This window comes from Clostridium prolinivorans (assembly GCF_004011155.1).
Classification (GTDB): Bacteria; Bacillota; Clostridia; order Clostridiales; family Clostridiaceae; genus Clostridium_AT; species Clostridium_AT prolinivorans.
In genome coordinates this window covers 1-22,546 of sequence record NZ_RJWG01000015.1, presented here as the reverse complement: position 1 = coordinate 22,546, position 22,546 = coordinate 1, and the positions used below count along the sequence as shown (strand labels likewise).

Annotated in this window: 27 protein-coding genes and 2 pseudogenes; 9 read left to right on the top strand and 20 right to left on the bottom strand. The window is 27.8% G+C overall.

Annotated features, from left to right (window positions below):
- The first annotated feature begins 206 nt into the window (after window positions 1-206).
- The 3 genes from motA to EGD97_RS10385 all read left to right on the top strand — a co-directional run bounded on the left by motA (window position 207) and on the right by EGD97_RS10385 (window position 2,353).
- A complete protein-coding gene (motA, locus tag EGD97_RS10395; RefSeq protein ID WP_078682586.1) occupies window positions 207-998 on the top strand; it encodes a flagellar motor stator protein MotA in 792 nt (263 codons plus the stop codon).
- Between the two features lie 12 nt (window positions 999-1,010).
- Entirely contained in the window at window positions 1,011-1,754 is a 744-nt protein-coding gene (locus EGD97_RS10390) for an OmpA/MotB family protein (protein ID WP_078682585.1), read from the top strand.
- Between the two features lie 92 nt (window positions 1,755-1,846).
- Window positions 1,847-2,353, top strand: a complete 507-nt coding sequence (locus tag EGD97_RS10385) for a flavin reductase (RefSeq protein ID WP_078682584.1) — start codon at window positions 1,847-1,849, stop codon at window positions 2,351-2,353.
- A 222-nt stretch (window positions 2,354-2,575) separates the two neighbouring features.
- Here EGD97_RS10385 and EGD97_RS10380 read toward each other — a convergent pair whose 3' ends face one another.
- Window positions 2,576-3,964, bottom strand: coding sequence for an MATE family efflux transporter (locus tag EGD97_RS10380; protein ID WP_078682580.1), 1,389 nt, complete (start codon window positions 3,962-3,964; stop codon window positions 2,576-2,578).
- A 172-nt stretch (window positions 3,965-4,136) separates the two neighbouring features.
- Between EGD97_RS10380 and EGD97_RS10375 the strand changes: the two genes are divergently transcribed.
- On the top strand, window positions 4,137-5,573 hold the full coding sequence (locus tag EGD97_RS10375) for an MFS transporter (RefSeq protein WP_127837284.1): 1,437 nt from the start codon (window positions 4,137-4,139) through the stop codon (window positions 5,571-5,573).
- 121 nt (window positions 5,574-5,694) lie between these two features.
- On the opposite strand, the gene EGD97_RS10370 is transcribed toward EGD97_RS10375, so the two are convergent.
- The 3 genes and pseudogenes from EGD97_RS10370 to EGD97_RS10360 form a co-directional block, all read right to left on the bottom strand.
- The gene (locus tag EGD97_RS10370) at window positions 5,695-6,252 is read right to left on the bottom strand and encodes a GNAT family N-acetyltransferase (protein ID WP_127837293.1); all 558 of its coding nucleotides are present in this window, start codon (window positions 6,250-6,252) and stop codon (window positions 5,695-5,697) included.
- Window positions 6,253-6,355: 103 nt separating this feature from the next.
- Window positions 6,356-7,055, bottom strand: a pseudogene (deoC, locus tag EGD97_RS10365) (deoxyribose-phosphate aldolase).
- Window positions 7,056-7,079: 24 nt separating this feature from the next.
- Window positions 7,080-7,241, bottom strand: a complete 162-nt coding sequence (locus EGD97_RS10360; RefSeq protein WP_228202012.1) for a helix-turn-helix domain-containing protein — start codon at window positions 7,239-7,241, stop codon at window positions 7,080-7,082.
- Window positions 7,242-7,439: 198 nt separating this feature from the next.
- On the opposite strand from EGD97_RS10360, the gene EGD97_RS12705 reads away from it, so the two are divergent.
- The 5 genes and pseudogenes from EGD97_RS12705 to EGD97_RS12810 form a co-directional block, all read left to right on the top strand.
- Window positions 7,440-7,541, top strand: a complete 102-nt coding sequence (locus EGD97_RS12705; protein ID WP_143327688.1) for an iron-containing alcohol dehydrogenase — start codon at window positions 7,440-7,442, stop codon at window positions 7,539-7,541.
- Window positions 7,542-7,675: 134 nt separating this feature from the next.
- Window positions 7,676-8,320, top strand: coding sequence for a YczE/YyaS/YitT family protein (locus tag EGD97_RS10355; RefSeq protein WP_078682556.1), 645 nt, complete (start codon window positions 7,676-7,678; stop codon window positions 8,318-8,320).
- 235 nt (window positions 8,321-8,555) lie between these two features.
- On the top strand, window positions 8,556-9,095 hold the full coding sequence (locus EGD97_RS10350; RefSeq protein ID WP_127837283.1) for a DUF6512 family protein: 540 nt from the start codon (window positions 8,556-8,558) through the stop codon (window positions 9,093-9,095).
- A 10-nt stretch (window positions 9,096-9,105) separates the two neighbouring features.
- Window positions 9,106-10,280, top strand: a protein-coding gene (locus EGD97_RS10345) for an IS3 family transposase (RefSeq protein WP_127837282.1) whose coding sequence is annotated in 2 segments (ribosomal slippage) — window positions 9,106-9,373 and window positions 9,373-10,280 — 1,176 coding nt in all. Because the reading frame shifts where the segments join, the coding sequence is not laid out codon by codon here.
- 64 nt (window positions 10,281-10,344) lie between these two features.
- Window positions 10,345-10,413: pseudogene (locus EGD97_RS12810) on the top strand (DUF6512 family protein); the annotation flags it as partial.
- Between the two features lie 516 nt (window positions 10,414-10,929).
- Here EGD97_RS12810 and EGD97_RS10340 read toward each other — a convergent pair.
- The 16 genes from EGD97_RS10340 to EGD97_RS10260 all read right to left on the bottom strand — a co-directional run bounded on the left by EGD97_RS10340 (window position 10,930) and on the right by EGD97_RS10260 (window position 22,408).
- The gene (locus tag EGD97_RS10340) at window positions 10,930-11,580 is read right to left on the bottom strand and encodes a hypothetical protein (RefSeq protein ID WP_180376982.1); all 651 of its coding nucleotides are present in this window, start codon (window positions 11,578-11,580) and stop codon (window positions 10,930-10,932) included.
- Between the two features lie 233 nt (window positions 11,581-11,813).
- The gene (locus EGD97_RS10335; protein WP_078682554.1) at window positions 11,814-12,485 is read right to left on the bottom strand and encodes a DUF1129 domain-containing protein; all 672 of its coding nucleotides are present in this window, start codon (window positions 12,483-12,485) and stop codon (window positions 11,814-11,816) included.
- A complete protein-coding gene (locus EGD97_RS10330; RefSeq protein WP_078682553.1) occupies window positions 12,478-12,810 on the bottom strand; it encodes a PadR family transcriptional regulator in 333 nt (110 codons plus the stop codon). The genes EGD97_RS10335 and EGD97_RS10330 overlap by 8 nt, the downstream gene beginning before the upstream one ends.
- 425 nt (window positions 12,811-13,235) lie before the next feature.
- Entirely contained in the window at window positions 13,236-13,838 is a 603-nt protein-coding gene (locus EGD97_RS10325) for an FMN-dependent NADH-azoreductase (RefSeq protein ID WP_078682552.1), read from the bottom strand.
- Between the two features lie 385 nt (window positions 13,839-14,223).
- Window positions 14,224-14,760: a glutathione peroxidase gene (locus EGD97_RS10320; RefSeq protein WP_078682551.1), complete on the bottom strand. Its 537-nt coding sequence runs from the start codon at window positions 14,758-14,760 to the stop codon at window positions 14,224-14,226.
- A gap of 172 nt (window positions 14,761-14,932) precedes the next feature.
- Complete coding sequence (locus EGD97_RS10315) at window positions 14,933-15,367, bottom strand: MarR family winged helix-turn-helix transcriptional regulator (RefSeq protein WP_078682550.1); 435 nt, start codon at window positions 15,365-15,367, stop codon at window positions 14,933-14,935.
- A gap of 253 nt (window positions 15,368-15,620) precedes the next feature.
- Window positions 15,621-16,055, bottom strand: coding sequence for a DUF2975 domain-containing protein (locus EGD97_RS10310; protein ID WP_164850203.1), 435 nt, complete (start codon window positions 16,053-16,055; stop codon window positions 15,621-15,623).
- 170 nt (window positions 16,056-16,225) lie between these two features.
- Window positions 16,226-16,588, bottom strand: a complete 363-nt coding sequence (locus EGD97_RS10305; protein ID WP_078682548.1) for a VOC family protein — start codon at window positions 16,586-16,588, stop codon at window positions 16,226-16,228.
- A gap of 281 nt (window positions 16,589-16,869) precedes the next feature.
- Window positions 16,870-17,361, bottom strand: coding sequence for a hypothetical protein (locus EGD97_RS10300; RefSeq protein ID WP_127837281.1), 492 nt, complete (start codon window positions 17,359-17,361; stop codon window positions 16,870-16,872).
- Window positions 17,345-18,133: a hypothetical protein gene (locus tag EGD97_RS10295; protein ID WP_127837280.1), complete on the bottom strand. Its 789-nt coding sequence runs from the start codon at window positions 18,131-18,133 to the stop codon at window positions 17,345-17,347. The genes EGD97_RS10300 and EGD97_RS10295 overlap by 17 nt, the downstream gene beginning before the upstream one ends.
- Window positions 18,134-19,310: 1,177 nt before the next feature.
- Window positions 19,311-19,604 carry a hypothetical protein gene (locus tag EGD97_RS10280; RefSeq protein ID WP_127837279.1) on the bottom strand — a complete coding sequence of 98 codons (294 nt, stop codon included), beginning with the start codon at window positions 19,602-19,604 and terminating at the stop codon, window positions 19,311-19,313.
- A gap of 29 nt (window positions 19,605-19,633) precedes the next feature.
- Window positions 19,634-20,023, bottom strand: a complete 390-nt coding sequence (locus tag EGD97_RS10275; RefSeq protein ID WP_127837278.1) for a hypothetical protein — start codon at window positions 20,021-20,023, stop codon at window positions 19,634-19,636.
- Window positions 20,024-20,403: 380 nt separating this feature from the next.
- Complete coding sequence (locus EGD97_RS10270; RefSeq protein WP_127837277.1) at window positions 20,404-21,075, bottom strand: hypothetical protein; 672 nt, start codon at window positions 21,073-21,075, stop codon at window positions 20,404-20,406.
- 37 nt (window positions 21,076-21,112) lie between these two features.
- The gene (locus EGD97_RS10265; RefSeq protein WP_078682543.1) at window positions 21,113-21,391 is read right to left on the bottom strand and encodes a hypothetical protein; all 279 of its coding nucleotides are present in this window, start codon (window positions 21,389-21,391) and stop codon (window positions 21,113-21,115) included.
- Window positions 21,392-21,539: 148 nt separating this feature from the next.
- Window positions 21,540-21,665, bottom strand: a complete 126-nt coding sequence (locus tag EGD97_RS12700; RefSeq protein ID WP_265936972.1) for a hypothetical protein — start codon at window positions 21,663-21,665, stop codon at window positions 21,540-21,542.
- Between the two features lie 350 nt (window positions 21,666-22,015).
- The gene (locus EGD97_RS10260) at window positions 22,016-22,408 is read right to left on the bottom strand and encodes a hypothetical protein (RefSeq protein WP_078682542.1); all 393 of its coding nucleotides are present in this window, start codon (window positions 22,406-22,408) and stop codon (window positions 22,016-22,018) included.
- Window positions 22,409-22,546: the final 138 nt, after the last annotated feature.

Sequence of the window (22,546 nt, the reverse complement as noted above, 5' to 3'; positions counted from 1 at the left end):
TTTATGAAAAAATTATTTTATAAAATTGTATTAGAGCAAAATTATAGTAAAAATAATGAAATATATTATATATTTTAGAAATAAAGATATATAATTGTAGTTTTAATTAAATAATTATTATGATAATATTAATTATACTAAAAATTACATATTTATATAATTTAATAAAAGGCAAAATCTACATAATATTACAAAGAGGTGAGAACATGGATATATTCTTGGTAATAGGTATTATTCTAGGATTAGTTGCTGTTATTACAGGGTTACTTATAAAGGGTGTAGGTGCAGCTATACTAATTAATGGTGAAGCTGTAGTAGTAATCCTTGTAGGTACAATGGCTGCAGTAATGAATTCTTTTCCTAAAAGTGAATTTCTTAAAATTCCAAAATTATTTGGAATTTTGTTTAAAGACAAAAACAAAGAAGATCCTGTAACATTAATTAATGAAATTGTTGATATTGCACAATCTACTCGAAAAAATGGATTACTATCTTTGGAAGAACGAGCTCAAAAGTTAGACAATAAATTCATGAAAAAAGGATTGGAAATGATAGTAGATGGTAATGATCCAGAATATATTAGACAAGTTCTAACTGATGAAATTGAAGCAATGCAAGAGAGGCATAAAACTGGAGCTTCTATTTTTTCAACAGCAGGTGGAGCTTCCCCTACACTTGGAGTTATGGGTGCAGCTATAGGTCTTATAGGTGCTTTAGGAAATTTAAGTGATACTGAAAAGCTTGGTGAATCAATAGCTTCTGCCTTTATTGCAACTTTATATGGTATTTTCTTTGGATACATTGTTTGGCATCCATTTTCATCTAGATTAAAAAGAAAGTCACTTGAAGAAGTGGCTATTATGGAATTAATTCTAGAAGGTATTTTGGCAATTCAAGAAGGGAAAAACCCAAAATCTATACAAGCAAAACTTTTAAGTATGTTAAGTCCTAAGGACAGACTTAAATTTGAAGAAACAGATACTAATAATAAAAAGTAAAGGAGATTAACAATGAAAGGAAGAAAAGGACAACATGATGAAGAACACATAGACGAAAACTGGCTGCTTCCTTATTCTGATATGTTAACACTTTTATTAGCACTTTTTATTGTTATGTTCGCTATGAGTAAGGTAGACAGCGAAAAGTTTAAAAATATAAGTAAGCAATTTAATATTATTTTCGATGGTGGTTCTGGTATTTTGCAAGGTGATAACGGAAGTGTTATTAATATACCAGATTCTATTTCTGCAAGTGAAATGAATAGCTTAGTTGAAGAAGATAAAATGGCTGGTATCAAAAATACTTTAGAAAGCGAATTAAAGAAAAGCGGATATGAAGATAAAATATCAGTTACCCTTAACGGTGAAGGTTTAAGTATAAATATACAAGACAGCGTTATTTTTAATTCTGGAGAAGCTGATATATTAGAGCAATTTAATCCTACACTTCTTCAAATATCAGCTATGCTTAAAAGTTTAGACAATGAAATAAGAGTTATTGGACATACTGATAATGTACCAATTAAAAATAGCAAATTTCATTCAAATTGGGATTTAAGCTACATGCGTGCATTAAATGTTATGAATTTTATGGTAGATTTTGGTCATATACCTCCTGATAAATTTTCTATTCAAGCATATGGGCAATATAATCCTAAATATGATAATTCAACTGAAGCTGGAAGGGCTAAAAATAGAAGAGTAGATATACTTGTAGTTAGAAAATATACAGCTCCTTCTAAGAATACAAAATAATAAAAATATTTTAAACAATTTAAATATAAGGCACTTTTCTTGATAAGAATAAATATATAAATATTAAAAGTAATTAGATAGGAGGTTTTATAATGCTAAAAGAGATTGATTTAACACAATTGAAAATTAATCCATTTACTGAAATAGGAAAAGAATGGATGTTAATTTCTGCAGGTGATAAGCAAAAATATAATATGATGACAGCAAGCTGGGGCGGATTTGGAGTGATGTGGAATAAAAATGTTTCTACAATTGTTATACGTCCTCAAAGATATACATTAGAATTTGTTGAAAACAAGGATTACTACGCTCTAAATTTCTTTGATCAAAAATATAAATCTGCATTATCTTACTGTGGTGCTCATTCTGGACGTGACGTAAATAAAGAAAAAGAAACAGGTCTTACACCTATTTTTGATGCCCAAGCTCCATATTTTTCAGAAGCAAAACTAGTACTAATTTGCCACAAATTATTTAAACAAAAACTTGACCCAAATGGGTTTATTGATAAAAACATAGATAAACATTGGTATCCAGAAAAAGATTACCATGAATGTTTCGTTGGCGAAATTATCAAAGTACTAATAAATGAAAATTAATTTTAACACAATTAATAGTACATATAATCATTAATAAAACAAATTCAATAAGTCCAGTGTCAGACAAAAGATATCTGATACTGGACTTATTTATCAAAAGCTTATTTTTAAGTTAAAAAATTAATGTGAAATTTTCTAACGCTTATATTTAAAAATTTTGAATATCTTTTATTACTTAACTCTTATCCAAACTTCCATTTCTCCTGGATTTCTATTATATTTTTATTCTTTTCCAGCAAAACCTTTCTTTCTCCAAGCGCCTTTTTTATAAAAAATTGTAGTTATGACTGCTCCCAATATCCAAGAAACTAAAAGTGAAATAAATGTAGACTCTGGTCTTCCAGTAGGATAAGATTCACTTCTTGTTAGATAAGCTATACCATAAGCTGTAGGTACACGAAGAACTACTGTAGTAATAAGTGAAATCCACATAGGTGTCATTGTATCGCCTGCACCACGCATAACTCCAGATAAACTCTGTGTTACAGCAACTGCAATATATCCTAGTGCAAGAATTCGCATCATATGCATACTTAAATCAACTAATTCCGCTGTATCAGTAAAAACACGCATAAGATATTTCCCGAAAATTAAAATTAAAATTGTTATGAATGTAGAAACTCCAACAGCTATTATAGTACCATCCTTAGTTCCCTTATATACTCTGTCTATTTTTTTTGCTCCTATATTTTGTCCTGCATAAGTAGTCATTGCTGATCCAAAAGTAAAGTTTGGCATCATAGCAAATCCATCTACACGCATAACAATTACACTGGCTGCTATAACCATCTCTCCAAAACTATTGGTAAGAGATTGTACAACAATCATTGCAAGAGAAAATATAGCCTGTGTAAGTCCTGATGGAAGTCCAAGTTTTATAAGTCTAATAGTATATTTTTTATCTAATTTTAACATCTTTAAGCTTAAATCAAATGTATTACTCATTTTTACTAATTTAATAATACAAAGAACTGCAGATACTCCTTGTGCTATAACAGTTGCAAGTGCGACACCAGCAACTCCCATGTTAAAACCTGCAACGAACCAAATATCAAGTCCTACATTTAATACTGTGGATATAAGTAAAAATACAAGTGCTGATATAGAGTCTCCAAGCCCTCGCAAAACACCAGATAAAATATTGTAATAAGCAAATCCTGCAATACCAATAAAATAAATGATAAGATAATCTGCACACCAATTAATAATGGTACTTGGTGTATTTAGAAATGAAAGAAGAGGTCTCGTAACAATAGGACCTATAATCATGATAATAATTGATGCAATAGCAGTAAGAGATATACATATTCCAATGGTATGAGAAAGCTTTTTTCTATCCTTAGCTCCAAAATATTGAGCTACCATAATACCTGCACCTGTAGATATTCCAACAAATAGTACAAGTAAAAGATTTAATATAGGAGATGCACTTCCAACAGCAGCAAGTGCGTTATCACCCACGTATTTTCCTACAATAATAGAGTCAGCAGTATTATAAAATTGTTGTGCTATATTTCCAATAAGCATTGGTATAGCAAATTCAACAATTCGTTTCCAAGGTTTTCCTTCTGTCATATCTCTGGGCGCAAACATTTCTTTAAATTTTGCCATATAACCCCTCCTTATTTATAAAATTAAACGGTTTAAATATAACCCAAGTTTAGTTTATATTAAATACAATAGCTTGTCAAATTTATAATTATTTGGTTAAATAAAAATCAATTGAAAAATTTTATCATATAATTTATAATAATTTTATTACAAAAAATAAGGAGACGTAGATATGCAGAAGAAAAAAGACACATATAAAAATAGGTGGACAATTCTAGCCACAGTTATGCTTTTGACTTTCATGTCAGTTTTAGACAGTAACATAGTAAATGTTGCTTTGCCTGTAATGTCTAAAGATTTGTCTGTAAGCATGGCTCAGATAGGATGGGTAGTAACCAGCTATTTAATAACTATTGTAGGAACAATATTAGTTTTTGGAAGATTAGGAGATATAAAAGGAAAAACACGTATATTTAAATTTGGTATAGTTGTATTTACCTTAGGATCTATGCTTTGTGGATTATCTCATTCTTTAATAATGCTTGCAATATCTAGAGTTATTCAAGCAATTGGAGCTGCAGCAACAATGGCAACAAATCAAGGAATAATTACCCATGTATTCCCTGCGAATGAAAGAGGAAGAGCTTTAGGATTAAATGGAACTTTTGTAGCTTTAGGAGCTATGGTTGGGCCATCATTAGGAGGATTTATAGCTGATAAATTCAGCTGGGAGTATATATTTTTAATTAATGTTCCAATAGGAATATTAGCTTTCATTCTAGCAATAAAAAATTTACCTAAATCTTCAAAAAATTCAAATGAATCCTTAGATATAAAGGGAGCAATATTGTTTGCTCTTTCAGTTATTTCATTATTTGGCTCTATTGTTCAAGGACAAGAAGTAGGCTATAATAACATATTAATTATTTTAGGTTTCATTTTATCAATTATAACTTTTATACTATTTATTATCTTAGAAAAAAATATTAAAGAACCATTATTGCATTTGGAACTTTTCCAAAATAAATTATTTTCTTTAAGCGTATTTTGTGCATTTTTATCTTTTATAGCTATAAGCACATCAAATATAATATTACCTTTTTATCTACAGGATGTAATTAAACTTTCACCATCATATACTGGATTGGTAATGATGTTTTCACCAGTAATACTTGCTATAGTAGCACCATTGAGTGGATATCTATCAGATAAAATAGGATCAGAAATATTAACCTTTTTTGGCCTTTCTTTAACAAGTATAGGATTATCTTTAATGGTTACATTAAATCAATATTCAAGCATTGTATTGCTAGTAGTATTTATTGGAGTAACTACTTTAGGCAATGGAATGTTTCAATCTCCAAACAATTCATTAGTAATGTCGACAGTACCTAAAAATAAGCTTGGTATAGCAGGAAGCATAAATGGATTAGTAAGAAACCTTGGTATGACAGTAGGAGTATCTCTTTCAACAACTCTTTTATATAGTATGATGAGTAGAAAAATGGGATATCATGTTTCCAGCTTTATAAACGGGCGAGAAGATGTTTTTATGTATGGAATGAAGTGGGTTTATGCATCTGCAGCAATAATTTGTGCATGTGGAGCTATTTTAACTGCTTATAGATTATATGGTTCAAAAGACAGAGAACACAACAAAAATTCTTAAAATATGAATAACTAGGCAAGAAAAAACAGGGTTTTAAAGTTCCCTGTTGACAAGCCTAATTTATAATAAATTTATCCAATAAGGATATATATTTAGATATATTATTAATCCTTTTGCATTATTATTCTTTGTAATCTTCTGCAACAAGCCCATACATTGAATAATCACAGATACCTTGGTTATTCCAATCTCCTTGTTTTATAGTCCCTTCATAAATTAATCCACATTTTTTCATGACCTTTCCTGAATTAGGATTTCTTGTATCATGCCTAGATTCAATGCGATTTACTTTAACTTCTTTAAAAAAGAAACGAATTAAAGCAGCAAGTGCTTCCGAAGTTATTCCTTGATTCCACCATTTTTCGCCAATGCAATAACCAATATGAACCATATTGATACGTTCATCTATCTTAACAACACTTATACTTCCAATTGGTTCATTTCCATTTGATTTTAATACAATCGCCCATTGATAGAAGGTATCATGCTCATATTGTGCAACCCATTCCTTTAATATAGATTCTGATACACTTACATCTTTATGTGAAGGCCACGTTAAATATTTCGTTACTTCAGAATCACTGGTCCAGTTTTTAAATATTGCTTCTGCATCAGACAATTCAAACCTACGTAATTTCAGTCTATTAGTTTCTAACTCCTTTGTGCCTAAATGATTCATTCTACACACACCCTATCTTGTTAATAAAATCCATACTTTACATTACTGTACTTTAGTTCATTAAAAATATTAATTCCACTTCTTATTTATTTAAAATATAACATTAAATACTATTGTTCTTCAATTTTTCTTTATATTGTTCAATAATCTGAACTCCTTGACTTGTTCCAATTCTACTTGCGCCAGCATCTATCATCTATCATTGCCAAAGCATCTTCTATTGTTCTGATTCCACCTGCTGCTTTAATTTTAATTGTATCTCCAACACATTCTTTCATTAATTTTACATCCTCTATGGTTGCACCACCAGTTCCAAATCCTGTTGATGTTTTAATAAATGTAGGTTTTACTTTTAAAGCAATCTCACAAAGTTTTCTTTTTTCTTCTTCAGTTAAATAACAATTTTCAAAAATAACTTTGGAAACTACACCTCTTTCGCTACATACTTCTACGATTTTACTCATCTCTTCTTCAATATATGTCCAATTTTTATTTTTTACTTCAACAATATTTATCACATAATCTACTTCATCAGCACCTTTATCAATTACATCCTTAGTCTCAAATATTTTTGTTTCTATAGTGCACTGCCCTAGAGGGAAACTGACTGCAGCATCACAAAGTATTCCAGTTCCCTCTAAAATTTTTTTGCAAAATGGGACCGTTGCATTGTTGATTGCTACTGTTTTAAAATTATATTCTGCTGCCTGCTTGCAATGTTTTCTTAAATCATCGTTTGATATATACGGCTTTAATAAAGTTTGATCAATCATCTTTGCTAATTCTGTTACTGTTAATTTCATTCTAAATTCCTCCTTACATTTTAACTAACTGTGGTAGATTGCAGAATTTCTCAATCTACTACAAATCACTTTATCAAATGAGTAAAGTTCTATAAGCTGCCTTGAAAAATTCAGCTGAGTAGTATGCAAAACTTTAGCTGCTTTTGTTATGCTTTCTTCATGTGCAGCTTCAAGAAAATATTTCAAAATATAAATATATATAGTAACGCCTCCATTATTTTTATTATATCAAGATAATCTATAAACAAAAAGCATAGAGTATGATACAATATAAGCATTTGTAATTTTATTTTTTTACAGCATAATATATATATATTTTATATATAAGAGATATCAACCCTAAACTATGAAATATGAAAAATATTAAATAATGGAGGATAAAAAATGAACAATTTTATTTATGACATCCCATTAAAAATTTATTTTAATGAAAATCAATTAGTACATATTGGTATTAAAAAATATTTTAAATGTGCTTATAAATAGTAAAAATAATATATTATATCAAATTAGCTTTATACAAATAAAAAAAGGCATCAATACTATTGATTAAATTTTCTTTTAATTATTGTAGTTTATATAGTATAAATATAGATGATGTTAAATTTAAGGGGGATAAAATGAAAATAAAAAGAATTTTAGTATGTTGTTTAATGATTATAACAGTATCATTTGGAGCTTCTTTAACACTTAAAGCAGCTATTGGTGTAGGTGCTTGGGATGCATTAGCTCTAACAGGAAGTTCAATTAATGGAATTCAAGTTGGTACAGTAGGAATGATATTTAATTTTATATGTATTTTTATTGAGTTGATAATATTAAAAAAAGATTTTAAAATTAAGCATGCTTTACAAATTGTTCTTTGTTTTATTATTGGATGCACAATAAATCTCTTTTTCTATGATATATTAGGTGGAATTGATTTATCAAACTATTTTGTAAGGGTGACAATCTTGATATTAGGTTATGTTATTAATGCATTTACAGTAGCTGTAATTATGTTATTAGATGTGGTAACCTTTGCATTGGAAGGTGCTTGTATGGCTATATCTAATAAATTAGGATTTAAATTCCATGTTTTTAGACAAGTAGTAGACATTTTATGCATCATTATTTCTATTATTTTAGCGCTCATATTTGATGTTCCTTTAGCAATTAGAGAAGGGACATTAATAGGTATGCTTATTTTTGGACCTATAATGGGCATATTTATGAAACTATTGAAACCAATATTCAAAAAATATAATTTAACTGATTATGCTTAAAAAATAATAGATAAATATTAGTAATTCCTAAAACAATGTATATTGAAAGAATAGAAAAAATTTAGATATGTTAAATTTCAAAATAACTCATAATTCTTTAACTTAATTATGAGTGATTTTTATGATGGTGTTAAATTTAATATTGCAATTTAAAACTTACAAAAATATTAATAATTAAGTTGATTTTACATATAATATAAAATATGTTACATAAATTATTATATTGGAGGGACTTATGAGATATAAAACAATGACACCATATGAAAAATGGATTATAAAAGGTGTTCCTGCTATTTTTTTAATTGGAACATTTATGCACTTTTTATATGATTTAAGTGGTAAAAATATAATAGTTGGTCTTATTGCTGCAGTTAATGAAAGCGTTTGGGAACATTTAAAACTGGTACTTTTGCCTATAATTTGTTGGTGGAGCTTTTATTATTTTATAAAATGTAAAAAATATAATATTGATAAAAATAAATGGTTTACTAGTGCTTTAGTAGCTGTATTAACAGCATTAATAACAATTCCTTTACTGTATTATTTTTATACTGAAGCATTTGGAATAGAAATATTAGCAGTTGATATTAGTATATTATTTTTAGCAGTATTATTTGGACAATTATTAGCATTCCATTTTTATAAATATTCAAAAGAAATAAATATATATATTACTATATGTATTTTTATATTTTTAATATTAGTTTTTATGATATTTACACTTTATCTAACCCTTACCCACTTTGATAGACACGAGAAACTCGTGTATACTTAAAGTGAAGGGAATGATTAATTTGAAAAAACAATACAGTAAGGAATTTAAAATTGAAGCAGTAAAAAGAGTTGAAAGTTCAGGAGAATCAGTTCTTAAAATAGCATCAGATTTAGGAGTAAAACCAACCACATTGCATGGATGGATTAAGCAGTATAAACAAGCACCTGAAACATCTTTTCCTGGTAGTGGACACCTTAAGCCTGAAGATGAAAAGTTAAAAAAACTTGAAAAGGAAATTAGAGAACTTAAAGAGGAAAATGAAATATTAAAAAAAGCGGCAGCCTACTTCGCGAAGAACCTAAAGTAAAAAGGTTTGAATTTATCAAGGCTAATCGCCGTCAATTCCGAATAGCGAAGCTATGCGAGGTTCTCTGTGTTTCAAGAAGCAGTTACTATGCATGGGATAAAAGACCTGAGAGTACTAGATCTAAGGAAAATAAAATACTATTAGAGAAAATCAAAATTATCCACAACAAGAGTGGTAAAGTCTATGGTTCTATTAAAATTAGGAAGGCTTTGAATGATGGAAAGAACCCTCCGGTAAATCATAAGCGTATAGAGCGTATAATGAGTGAAAATGGGATAAAATCAAAGGTTTCAAAAAAGTTTAAAGCAACAACTAATTCTAATCATAAGCTTCCTGTAGCTGAAAATATTCTAAATAGAGACTTCACTGTGGATAAGCCAAATGAAAAGATGGTAAGCGATATAACATACCTGTGGACAGATGAGGGCTGGCTGTATGTTGCTGCAATTATGGATTTATGTGGACAAAAAATCATAGGTTTATCCATGAGCGAAAGAATGACAAAAGAACTAGTTATTAACGCTCTAAATGATGCGTATCAACGAGCTGGAAGACCATCAGGTGTAATTTTGCACTCGGATAGAGGCTCTCAGTATTGCTCAATCGATTACCAAAATTTAATAAAAAAGTATGGTTTTGTTTGCAGTATGTCCCGTAAGGGAAACTGTTGGGACAATGCTCCTATAGAATCTTTTTGGGGTAAAATGAAATGTGAATGGCTCTATGAAAAACATTTCAAAACTCGTGAGGAAGCTCGTTCAGCTGTGTTTGAGTATATAGAAATATTTTACAACAGACAAAGAATTCATGCATCCAATGATTATCTAACTCCAGAAGAATATTATAACAATGCCAAAGAAAGAGCAAAAGCTGCATAAAAATGAAATATAACGATAATCTACGAAAAAGTTAGAAAATACGAGTTTTAGTTGTCTATTTTATTGGGGAAAGCGCAATCCACCACATATACCACTTTTTAGAGATAGTATAACAGGTCAGTATGGAATATGAAAACATGATATATTTTTTAGTAAAAAATAGTCGGTAAAAATGATTAAATTAAATCATTATAACTGAGTGTCCATTACCCATTAAGATTGTGTCAAGTTGTAGTGGGCACTTTTCTTTTGCAAAAAATTATCCATTATAATACATTTTAAAATTTATTTTCATATACTTTTATTTTGTAATTTAACATTTTTATTAGCTTATTAACTTCTTTCTTATATTGTACTGACCTTAATACACCCTGACTTTATGAAATGGATCTAGTTTAAAATATAAACCTTCTTCTCCTAAACTTTGTTTTATCCACATCTTCAACTTTAAAACCTATTTTTTTTTTTTTTGCACTACATTCCATATTGCTTATGTCTAATCTCTTGGTTGATTAACTCTTTAATATTTTTTGCTGTATTACTAAAGATGATCTATCCATTTTATGGTAAATAGTCATGCTTAATTTACTATCCCATATGTAACTCTCACATATAGCATCTTACTAAACTAAATAATCTGTAAATTATATTAAATTTTCCAGTACACATTATTAGGTAATCTACATAAATATCCTTCGTATTTTTCTATTATTTCTCCAGTTCGAATATCTCTAACTATTACATTTTCATTATACTCCGGATCTTCATACCATTCAGATAAATATAATTTATCTCCATCTCGAAATAATACTGTCTCTGTATCTCCAATTGCAATATTCTTTTTTTCTGGCCAAATAATTTCATAAAAACCATCATTCCCACTTCTTCCAAGTGTAAGTGGCATTATTTCAAGCTTTAAATTGTAACAATCTTTTACTTCTGATAATGATAATTCAGTAAGCATTTCTAATTTTTGCTTTTCTGGTATATATTTTAGAATATTAAGCAATCTTGTATTAAAATTAACAACTAAAAAATCTAATTCTCCATTATTCCATATGGGTTTCTCTATATATACATTTTCTTGCATTTTAAATGGTGAATATACTTTTCCATCAGGAAAATGAATTAAGTGACAATTTATCCCTGGAAAAACCTTACCTTTATTAACCATTTCCTCTGCTTCATATAAATCACAAAATGATACTTTACTTTCGCTACAACAATACCATTCATTTGTTCCTTCAATTTCTTCTGGATAGCAATTGGAAATACCATTAATTTTTATAATATTTATCATCTATTCTCATCCCCCTATACATCTATTGTAATATATTATACTACAAGTTTTTTTGATTATTTTCTGATTTATCAGTAAGATTTTCTAATCCCCAAATCATTCATTATATCTGTATATGTTAGCCTATTATTAAAAATAATATCACTTATAAATAATTCCAATATTTATTTTATTAGTATCATTATCTTTCTCTAATAACTATATTTTGTAGAAAATACTGATTTTTATAATAGTCAAATTCTTACATTTATCATTTTTTCAATAATAAAAAGGAATAAAACTATTATTGCTGCTAACCATATAGGAATACTCAGTAAAGTGGTTCTAAGATATATACTACTCATTATTATTACAGTAAAAATAACTGTAGCAATAAACCATATTCTCAAAAAAGAAATAATTTTGTTATGTTTATTTGCATCATTTGTATCAAATGCTTTTTTAGTAATAAACAATACAATCGCATTTGCTACTAAAATAATAACAAATATATTTACAATATCACCGACTGTTAAAATAAATTTAAACTCAGTTTCTTTTAAAATAAGACTACTTGCTAAGGTTTTAATTAAAGCTATAGCACCTAAAATCCATAATGCATTAAGAAAAATATCTACAAATTCAATGATTTTATCTTTTTTAGTCTTTTTAGGCATAGCTTCGATAATTTCGTCACAAATTTCCTTGTATCTACCTCCCATAACTTTTTGAATATCATCACCTCGTTGCTGACCATCTATAATTAGTTCAATAATATCTTCTCTTACAACTTCTTGATTATATTCTGTTAAATCAGAACCCCGTAAATAAACAATCATATTTGTATAAATTTCTTTATTATTATCAAAAATTTCCTTTTCCCTACTGTTATTTTTTTTAAATAATTCCTTTACTTGTTTATTCATTATCTTCACTCCCCATTAATAATTGATTAACCGCATAATCTAGTTCTTGCCAATTATCTTTAAACTGATTTAGCATAGAAATACCTTTTTCGGTTAAGTTATAATATTTACGTTTTGGCCCACTATTAGAATCTTGTAAAGTAGCTTTTATAAGCTCATTTTTCTGCAATCGCAAAATAATAGGATATATCGTTCCTTCAGATATCATACCAAATCCATATTTCTCTAACTGTTTTGAAATTTCATATGCATACGTCTCTCGTTTTCGAATTATTTCTAGAATACACCCTTCTAAAACACCTTTCAACATTTGTGAAGGAATCATAATAAAATCTCCTCTCTAGTATATTGCAATGCAATGTTTACTATATTGTATTACAATATAGTGTTTTTGTCAACCATATTTTCCTTAAATATTATTCTTGAAATAAATTGATTTTGTGACCATCTATTAATAAGATGGTATTTTATAATGATACTTTGGACAAAAAATAAATAGCTGATTCCTATTTGTAGAAATCAGCTTTAAATTTATTCATTATAAAACAATCCATCCAGTACATTCTATGATTTCCTGCTCTAAAATAAGCTTAAAACCACTTCATTGTACTCACTTAATTTTTGTACCTTTTAATTAATAGCTTTTTATCTAATTGTTATTTGTATATGCTGAGCTAATATACTTTTAGTTTTTATTTACTTTGATAACACAGCCAGTTACTAATAAAGCACAGGTAGGGATGTTAATTATTAAAACTCTCTTGCGAGTGTTTGAGCTTTCTTAATTGCATTTTCAATAATTTCTTCTACATTTTCACCAATAACATCTAACTTATCTGCTGCTATTGTAGTAATGTCAGTTATACCAAAGAAACCAAAAATAGTTTTTAAATACCTATCTCCCATTTCAAATGCTTCTCCTTCTCCTGAATATTCTCCACCCCTTGAGACAATATGAACAGCTTTCTTTCCTGTACAAAGACCAACCGGTCCATTTTCAGTATATTTAAATGTTATTCCTGTAACAGCAACATAATCTATATAAGCCTTTAATATTGCAGGACTGCCTAAATTCCACATTGGCGCTGCAACTATATATTTATCAGCCTCAGCAAATTGATAAGCATATTTTAAAATAGGATGTTTCTTGCTTTCTTCAGATTTAGGACCAAATACTGCTCCTAAATCTTCTATTTTTAAAAAATCTATATTTTCCTTGTATAAATCTAAGGTAATAATCTCATCATTGGGATTATTTTTCTTATATTCCTCTATGAAGCTATTTGAAATCTTAAATGTTCTTGATTCTCCTTCAGGTTTTACATTTGCTTTTATATATAATACTTTACTCATACTTTAATCCTCCTCAGTTCGTATTTATTCACTTTATAATATTAGCTTTGTTCTATAAACTATTCTCATTTTTAATACTCAACTTATTATTAACAAATACTCCCATTTTATAACTATATAAAATTATTTTTCTATGCTATCATGATAATAGACTTCCATACCATACATAAAATAGAGATATGATTTTATAAATTATATCTTTTTATTTATTATTTAATAAAACAAATATTTAATGTTTAATTTATTTTAAGCTATCCTTATTTCATAAACACCTTTTAAAAAATAGATCTTTTCAATAAAAATATAATAGTTAAAATCTACAGTATTTACTATTAATTATAACCATAATTTTAATTGATAAACCCAAAGTATTTTCCATATATAATTATTTTTGAAGTAATTCTTTAATAATTTCATCTAGTTTTTCTGGTTCATATGTTGGTGCAAACCTAGCAATAACTTTTCCATTTCTATCTACAAGAAATTTTGTAAAATTCCATTTAATATCATCACCAGACGTACTAAAGCCATATCCTTCTAATTTTTTATATAATCCTTCTGATGCTGCATCTTCCTCTGCCTTTGGTGCTTGTGCCTTTAGAAATTTAAATAAATCAGATGCATTTTCTCCATTTACATCAATTTTAGCAAATGTCTGGAAAGTTGTTCCAAAGTTTATTTTGCAAAATTGTGAAATTTCTTTATTATCACCAGGAGCCTGCTCAAAGAATTGATTGCTTGGAAAATCTAATATTTCAAATCCTTGATCTTTATATTTAGCATAAAGTTTTTGAAGTCCCTCATATTGAGGTGTAAATCCACATCCTGTAGCAGTATTAACTATTAAAAGCACTTTACCTTTATATTTGCTCAATGAAACTTCATTTCCATCTATATCCTTAACTTTATAATCATATATCATATTAATATCTCCTTTTTTATAAATATTTTTATATATCATATTAACTTTTTATACTCTTTGTATAATTTATCTATTAAATTTTCATATTTCATCTCCTTTAATTTATTAAAATTTAATTTTGTTAAATTAATTATTTTAAAAAATAAAGCTAAATTTTATATATAATTTAACTTTATTCTTCTATTAACTGCATTAATTCATCAAGCTGCTTTTTTAAATCAATAATTTTTTTATCATTGCCCTTTAATTTACAATACATTTTTTCTGGAACTTCAAGAATATCCTCTTTTAGCAGTTTTCCCTTTTCAGTTAATTCAACAGTAACTACTCTATCATCTTCTACATTTCTATATTTTATAACTAAACCCATAGCTTCCAATTTTTTAACCACAGGTGTAAGAGTTCCTGAGTCTAAATGCAGTCTTTTACCTAATTCCTTAAATATTATTTTTTCTTCTTCCCATAAAACCAACATAGTTATATATTGCGTATATGTGAGATTATATTTATCTAATATTGGTTTATATAATTTTATTACTTCCCTGGATAAAGCATATAATGAAAAGCAAAGTTGATTTTCTAGTTTAATTTTATCATATTTACCCATATACACATTCTCCATCAATGATTTATACAAATTTAATTGAATTAAATTAAATGTTAAATTTAGTTTAGTACATATATTTATGATTGTCAAGATTTATTTTTAATATAGTTAACAGAATTACATTTATCTTAGTTAAATTTATGTTAGATCTAAAAAGCTTCGTACAGAAGATTTGTAGCCCTAGTATGATATTTACATATCCTTCTATATCTCTATTAAAAAGATTAATTAATAAATATTTATTGTAGCCTATCTAGCACTTTTTTTCTAAAATATCTGCAATCGCTGCTATACCTATGGGAAACAAATCTAAATACATTCCAAAAAAGATTAATCCTGGAGCGTCATCTGCATCTGCCGCCAAAAAAATAATCGGCATAGCACAAAAAACATACAATATACTGAACATGATTGCACTAAATCTTATTGCTTTAAGCCTTTTTGCCAAAAGTATGCCACCCTGATCAATGCCATTCAACAAAAGCCAAAATTGGAACAATGCAAAGAAAAAACAAATAGCTGCCAAGTATAAGCCAAAGATTATAGGATATTGTAAAAAAGCGTATTCAGGAAAGTTCTTTGCTATAGCTGTTCCAAAGGTAGGCAAGGCGAATATACTCACTATTACCCCTACAATAGAGGAAAGAATTATTATTATACGCAAAATTATTGATGAAATTTTATTCATATTAATTACGCTTCCTTTCAAATAATTCATATTTAAATTTTTATATAAAATACTTTTGTGCAGCATTTAAAATAGATTTATCCAATTGCTCATACCTTTCAATCGGATCATATTGCAACCATATGTATCAATATCTTCTTTGTAACGCTCTTTGCAATCCGTATATTATATTAAAGTTTTTGTCTCAGCTGTATAGATATTCCATTAGGATCATATACCCAAAAATAACGGCTTTTAGCATCCGGTGTTCTTATTTCAGAAGGGTTTAGTCCTTTTGACTGTATTATTTCATGCTTCTTATCTAAATCTTCTGTTTCAAAACAAATTGATAAACCTTTTCCTTCAAACTTTTGCATTTGCGGCATGCAAACTAATTCAATTTCTGTTTCTCCTTCTCCGTTTGTTAAAAATACTACTTCTCCTCCATTTTCCATTTTTATACGACGAGAAATAGTCAATTCAATAATAGTTTGGTAAAATTCAATAGATTCTTCAAGTTTTTCAACCATCAAAGTTAATTGTCTAAAATGCATAATATAATCTCCTTTTCATTATCAAATATTTTAAAGTCATGCTGTAGACTAATAGCATAATCATTATTCCAATATATAAAGTATCTCAAATGGCTTAAATTAATGTCATAGACTATTTTTAGTATGTAAATATCCTGTTTTTATATATTTTTATTGTTTTCTACCATGATAAATTTTCCTATTTTTTATATTATATCATGATCAAATATTTATTGTCTAATTAATTGTAACCTATCCAACTAATAAAATAATCATTCCTAGAATTACTGATTTGCTTTTCATTAAATCATCCTCTCATTTAAAAAGAATAAAAATGGATGGATATCAGTCCATAATACGACATTATCTTGATAAACAAAAACAAAATCATATTGATCATATAAAGGATCATCAATATATAATGGATTTTTTAACGATTGTGAACTAAGGATATTTTTAAAATCCCGGATAGATACTTTAAATAACTCTAGAAATTTACTTTTATTTTGTTCATCAAGATTTAAGCAATAAATCTTCTCTTTACCCTCTGCAGTTATTTTATTCACCCTATTACGTGAAACGAAGTTAATGCTCAATTCACTATACTTATCTAATTCAATTGAATCTAACCATTTAATTAAATTGTTTTTTTCTAAAATATGAGTGTAGCTTCTAAATGCATATACAGTATCTGCTTTATTGATAGCTTTTAAAAGTATTCTATCCAAATGTTTTGTTTGATAATTTAGTTGTTTAAAACTTTCACATATTAGAGTTCTATTTTGGTAGTCCATAGAAAGAATGCGCCCCATTTCTGTTTTCTGTATGATAGTGATCAAAAAATGTTCCTATACTATACCACTTCCTATGGTTTTCAGATGGAGTTACACCTAAACCAGTAGCTACTACAATATTCCTTGCTGGTGTACTAAAATAAGTATATACATCAGCCCCAGCTTTAATTCTATTAACAGCTTGTGAATAAGGAATAGATATAGGGTTAACAAATACAGTATTTAATCTTCTATACGCTTTATAATAAAAATTAGTATTTCTTACGACATGAATTATAGCATCAATTGCATAACAAGTCACGCCAGCAATAACTAATGCAAGAGATGCATAAAGCAACGCAGTTAATAATGAACCAACTACTATTGTACCTCCTACAACTATAACAGATTGTCCAACATATTTATCAGCTTGCAAATCTTCAGAAGATGTAAATTCTTCAACAACATTACCGTTATCTTTAACTACTACCTCAACATCTTCTTCAGTCAATTCATTAATTTCCAAGTCATACTCTTTAACTTCAGAATTTTCATCAAATATAGTAGCTCTAGCATCTCCCTCTGGTGTAATTATCATTTCAGAATTTTTTTCTAAACCGACAGTTTCAACAATTACATTATTAGTGCTATCTTCAACATATATTGAGTATTCAATCCCATCTACGAATACAGTTTTTTCTAGGATACTCTCAGCTTTAGCCTGAACGTTTGTAACAAAGCACAGCATTGTAATACATGTTATTGCTGCAACTAATTTTTTGATTTTAATCATTTCACATTACCTTCCATAATAAAATTAGTATAGCCTTGAGTATAACTCTAATGTCTTGATATTACTAGCTCGTCATGGCTATTTTTTTATCACTCAAATATATTTAATAGGATATCCTCACATTTTTGTCCAATTATACTATATCAACACAAATAATATAAAAACAAAAGAAAGAAATGTCTATGTACCAAAATCAAGAAATCTTTAACATGATTTAACTTTTTACTTCTCAAAAGCTTATCAATTTTTATACAAAAATCCTTGATAATCTTGATATATCTACATTACCAGATACGGTGCCTTCTAAAATACAATCCTAATGCGTTTTCACGCTATGCTCTTTTCAGAACCTTTATTGTCATGAAATGTGAAAATTTTACCTAATTTACTGACCTTAAAGATTTTAATGTATATTTTTACCTTTTTAGTATTATACTTACAATGTAACACATTTTTGCACAATCAATATATTTTACACATAACTTGTACACAAGAATTAAAATAAAAAACATTATGTAAATCTTTTTATAATTATCAATATATTCTAACCTGTAACCATCAAATTACAAAATTATATAGACAACTTGTCTATATAATTTTGTAATTTTACCCCCCGTTAAAAAATTGTCAATAATTTCTTTGGTAAAATTTTACGACACAAAATGACAAGAAGTTATTTAATACCATGTCTTTATTTAAAATGAAACATCTGTATAAAATTGCTCCACCCTCTCAAATTCCTTTATTAAATTACAACCTCAATCTCCGTCCCATCAAGCAAACTAACTATTATCTTTTCTCCATCAAATACTGTCATTTTCTCTACTATCCTAAAAAACATATCCACATCAAAATCCTCTACCAGCTCTGCATCAGCTAAAATCTCTATAAACTATATTTTTGCAATACTAAGAGAACAAAAATAATACGAGCTTCGTTCACCTCAAGCTCATCAAAAGATGTTTCTTGAAAATACCAAAGTATTGACTTTAACTAGCTAGTCTTTGTATCTTTAGTTGTAGTTAGCAAACCTACTACTAATTTTACATCGAAGGTTTTGTTTTTTCTACCCATAGCTAAAAGCTTTTAATCATAATCTTATCAATTATGATTAAAAGCTTTTTTATTTATTTTATAAGCTAATTTAAAATGTTTTTTGTAATAAATTATGATTATTTTACTCTTTTATCTCTCTCTTGCCATTGATGTCTTTACTAATTAACACTGCTGCAAATATTAAAGACCCTTGAAATAATAAAAATTCATAAATATTGTCACATAAAATAATCATTGCTACAAAAGTAGAAAATACTATTTGACAATAAACTCTACCATAATCAACTTTATTTATTGTTTTATTCCATTGATTACCTTGTTTTCTTTTCTTCAAACTTAATATAATTAACAAAATAGCAATTATACCTATAAACAATGGTCCAATAATAAGTTTAAATAAAATTTCTTCTTTCATTTACTAATCTCCTTCTAACTAATTCTAATTTAAAGTTGATCAACTCTTACTCCTGTAACCAAAGGTCCAATTCCTGCAACAGTTAGATAATAACTTCCATATCTATTATAATAATATGTAGCTTCCGTAGCGCTATCCAAACATTTCCATGCTAATGCTCCACTATATGCACCCACTAACCCAAATGCTACTGCTCCTATTCCTGTAGCACCTGTTATAACTACCCCAAAAGCTAATATTAATGTTGCTACACTATACCCAGCTCCAGCTTTATATAATGCATTAATTCCAGCTTTCGTTGAGAATTTTCTAGTAAATGACCATCCCCCATCAACATACTCCATTTCATCTCTGTCAATGTCCACAAAACTGTCTGGTAATTGAAGTTCATACTTTCTGTTTAATACAAATTCACTCATTTTTTATTCTCTTCTAATTTTATCATTTTTTACATATAAGATTTTAAATAAATTTTTTAAATGTATATATTAAAAGCATCAAAGGATGCCGCCTTTGTGCATAGAGCTTGTACTCATCAGTAGATTTAGAAATAACTTGTTTTTGTGTTTCTAATTTGGTTTTTTATTTCAAGCTGTTTTCTTTCATTAGTAAAGGAAAGATTTGTATTATAATATAAAAGAGAGATATATACGATAGCAAAAGTTTAGAGAATCTTATGCCTTGGTATAATAAGATTCCTGAAAGTATGAAAATTAAACTTATTAATTTACTAATCTCCCCTAGTAGTCTGTGCGAATGGAGATTCAGAAGTTAATTAAACTTCTTTATTAAAACTACGCTAAATAACTCCAAAAAGTACTTTATATATATATATAATCATAAATATCCAAGTTAACGAGTTCAATAATTGACTTACCAGTGCTAAAGACATTAATGTCTTTACATTTATTATATTTACTTCGTTATGTCTTTTACCTAAAAACTTTAATACGTAATAATCAGCCTTAACTTCATTGTATATGCCTACGGTTAATCTTATTATTGACGCTATTATGAATACACACATAAAGATTTTTTTAAAAAGTATTATACTTACTCTAGTCGTAGGATCAAAAATTTCTAACGCCGTTAATAACATTGCTGTGACATATGCTGGGATCACTACTATTCTATTAGCCATAAGTATAGGTAAAGTTGCCTTCGTTATTTTATTTAAAAAATAACTATTATTATTGTATACTATATAATGACCAGCTTCATGTAGTGCTGCAGTAAAGTATTCTAAGTTATTGCTAACTTCTTTTTTAATATAGACAATATTTTTTATAGGATTAAAAGAAAAATTATTTCCTTTTTCAATCTTAGGTACATCAATTTTATATTCATAGCACATTTCTTTTATATAATTGATAACTACTTCATAATTATTAATTATATATTTCTTCTTACTACCATATAACTGTAATATTAACATTGTTATTACAGTTAAAGCAAAAAACAAAATATACATGGCTTATCACTCTTCCCCGAATTTTATATCCAGTTATCTAGTCTTTTATTATATCTATAATTCTTTTAGTTACAGCACTAATGCTAATTCCAACAAATATTCCTAATAATCCAACTATATTACTTTCTTTAGTTAATTCAAGGCAAATTTTAACTAGTAAAACAGTTATAGTTACTCCAACCACAAAAAAAAACTTTGCATCTCTTTTACTTTTTATATTACAAATGTTCATTACTTTTTCTGCATTTTTTTTGTTCTGTAAAATATATTCTAATATACAAAATCCTACTATTAAAAATAGTAAATTATATATCATATTGAATTCCCCCCTCCACCATCTTACTTAAGATAGCATTTTCGTATTTAGGAATTTATTAATTTGAATACTATTTTAGAACGTTACTATAATTACACATCTTGCTTCTAAAATAGCATTCTATATTTTTACAAATTTAACCTGTTGATTACCTTCTTCTAACTGCAATAATCGGCCCTGCTATTGCAACAGTACTAAATGCTATGGCAGTAATCATTGCTATACCTTTTGGGCTCCAGACAAAAACTGCTGCTGCTTGTAAAGCTCTACGCATGGTGGATTCTTGGCAATTACCCAGACTTTACTTCCACCAGTAAGCATTGTCCATCTTTACTGGATGTACAAATAGAAAAAGAGCTATCTAAGTATTATTTTACTCAAATAACTCTTAGTAATTTTTAGAACTTCCCCTAAGAACTTGCAGATATTAGGAACGTAGATAATCTTTCTGTGAGATAATCATTAAGTTCTTTTTATAAATTTACTTCCTGTAACACTAATAATAATTATTGTTGAAATTAATGCTATATTACTACTTAAAAATCTACTTAAAATAAAACATATACCTATTCCTATAAAGAATAGTAAAACACTTTTATAAAATATCTTCATTTTCATATTTTTTTACATCGCTAGAGTTATTTGATTATCAAATCCAGAAATTGCTCTTAACGTCCAATAATCTGCTAAATAAAATCTCATATTTACATAATAATAGTCTTGTTTAAGTAACCCATTTGATGCAACTGCTCCTAAAATACCTGCTAAACCTGGCACTACAACCGTTGATAATCCACCAGTAATTCCAGCAGATGCCAAAGCAGCTGTAGCAGCTGCTGTAGCTCCAACTCCAACTACTGCATTTATTACACTTCTAGCTATTCTGAATGTAATATCTCCATACCATCCATAATTTGCTCCGCCCCCATCAACATACTCCATCTCTTCTCTGTCAATGTCCACAAAGCTCTCTGGTAATTGAAGTTCATACTTTCTGTTTAATACAAATGCACTCATTTTTTATTCTCCTCTAATTTTATCATTTTTTTACATAAATGTATATATTAAAGACATCTGCAGTTGCCTTTAATTGCTGGTTAATTAAACTTAATTCCTATTTGTTCCATAAAATATTTCATATAAGTTATCTTTTCA

Excerpts from the sequence above, each read along its gene's own strand:
- motA (WP_078682586.1), top strand. The coding sequence starts at position 207 with ATGGATATATTCTTGGTAATAGGTATTATTCTAGGATTAGTTGCTGTT.
- EGD97_RS10390 (WP_078682585.1), top strand. The coding sequence starts at position 1,011 with ATGAAAGGAAGAAAAGGACAACATGATGAAGAACACATAGACGAAAAC.
- EGD97_RS10385 (WP_078682584.1), top strand. The coding sequence starts at position 1,847 with ATGCTAAAAGAGATTGATTTAACACAATTGAAAATTAATCCATTTACT.
- EGD97_RS10380 (WP_078682580.1), bottom strand. The coding sequence starts at position 3,964 with ATGGCAAAATTTAAAGAAATGTTTGCGCCCAGAGATATGACAGAAGGA.
- EGD97_RS10375 (WP_127837284.1), top strand. The coding sequence starts at position 4,137 with ATGCAGAAGAAAAAAGACACATATAAAAATAGGTGGACAATTCTAGCC.
- EGD97_RS10370 (WP_127837293.1), bottom strand. The coding sequence starts at position 6,252 with ATGAATCATTTAGGCACAAAGGAGTTAGAAACTAATAGACTGAAATTA.
- EGD97_RS12705 (WP_143327688.1), top strand. The coding sequence starts at position 7,440 with ATGAACAATTTTATTTATGACATCCCATTAAAAATTTATTTTAATGAA.
- EGD97_RS10355 (WP_078682556.1), top strand. The coding sequence starts at position 7,676 with ATGAAAATAAAAAGAATTTTAGTATGTTGTTTAATGATTATAACAGTA.
- EGD97_RS10350 (WP_127837283.1), top strand. The coding sequence starts at position 8,556 with ATGAGATATAAAACAATGACACCATATGAAAAATGGATTATAAAAGGT.
- EGD97_RS10340 (WP_180376982.1), bottom strand. The coding sequence starts at position 11,580 with ATGATAAATATTATAAAAATTAATGGTATTTCCAATTGCTATCCAGAA.
- EGD97_RS10335 (WP_078682554.1), bottom strand. The coding sequence starts at position 12,485 with ATGAATAAACAAGTAAAGGAATTATTTAAAAAAAATAACAGTAGGGAA.
- EGD97_RS10330 (WP_078682553.1), bottom strand. The coding sequence starts at position 12,810 with ATGATTCCTTCACAAATGTTGAAAGGTGTTTTAGAAGGGTGTATTCTA.
- EGD97_RS10325 (WP_078682552.1), bottom strand. The coding sequence starts at position 13,838 with ATGAGTAAAGTATTATATATAAAAGCAAATGTAAAACCTGAAGGAGAA.
- EGD97_RS10320 (WP_078682551.1), bottom strand. The coding sequence starts at position 14,760 with ATGATATATGATTATAAAGTTAAGGATATAGATGGAAATGAAGTTTCA.
- EGD97_RS10315 (WP_078682550.1), bottom strand. The coding sequence starts at position 15,367 with ATGGGTAAATATGATAAAATTAAACTAGAAAATCAACTTTGCTTTTCA.
- EGD97_RS10310 (WP_164850203.1), bottom strand. The coding sequence starts at position 16,055 with ATGAATAAAATTTCATCAATAATTTTGCGTATAATAATAATTCTTTCC.
- EGD97_RS10305 (WP_078682548.1), bottom strand. The coding sequence starts at position 16,588 with ATGCATTTTAGACAATTAACTTTGATGGTTGAAAAACTTGAAGAATCT.
- EGD97_RS10300 (WP_127837281.1), bottom strand. The coding sequence starts at position 17,361 with ATGGACTACCAAAATAGAACTCTAATATGTGAAAGTTTTAAACAACTA.
- EGD97_RS10295 (WP_127837280.1), bottom strand. The coding sequence starts at position 18,133 with ATGATTAAAATCAAAAAATTAGTTGCAGCAATAACATGTATTACAATG.
- EGD97_RS10280 (WP_127837279.1), bottom strand. The coding sequence starts at position 19,604 with ATGAAAGAAGAAATTTTATTTAAACTTATTATTGGACCATTGTTTATA.
- EGD97_RS10275 (WP_127837278.1), bottom strand. The coding sequence starts at position 20,023 with ATGAGTGAATTTGTATTAAACAGAAAGTATGAACTTCAATTACCAGAC.
- EGD97_RS10270 (WP_127837277.1), bottom strand. The coding sequence starts at position 21,075 with ATGTATATTTTGTTTTTTGCTTTAACTGTAATAACAATGTTAATATTA.
- EGD97_RS10265 (WP_078682543.1), bottom strand. The coding sequence starts at position 21,391 with ATGATATATAATTTACTATTTTTAATAGTAGGATTTTGTATATTAGAA.
- EGD97_RS12700 (WP_265936972.1), bottom strand. The coding sequence starts at position 21,665 with ATGCGTAGAGCTTTACAAGCAGCAGCAGTTTTTGTCTGGAGCCCAAAA.
- EGD97_RS10260 (WP_078682542.1), bottom strand. The coding sequence starts at position 22,408 with ATGAGTGCATTTGTATTAAACAGAAAGTATGAACTTCAATTACCAGAG.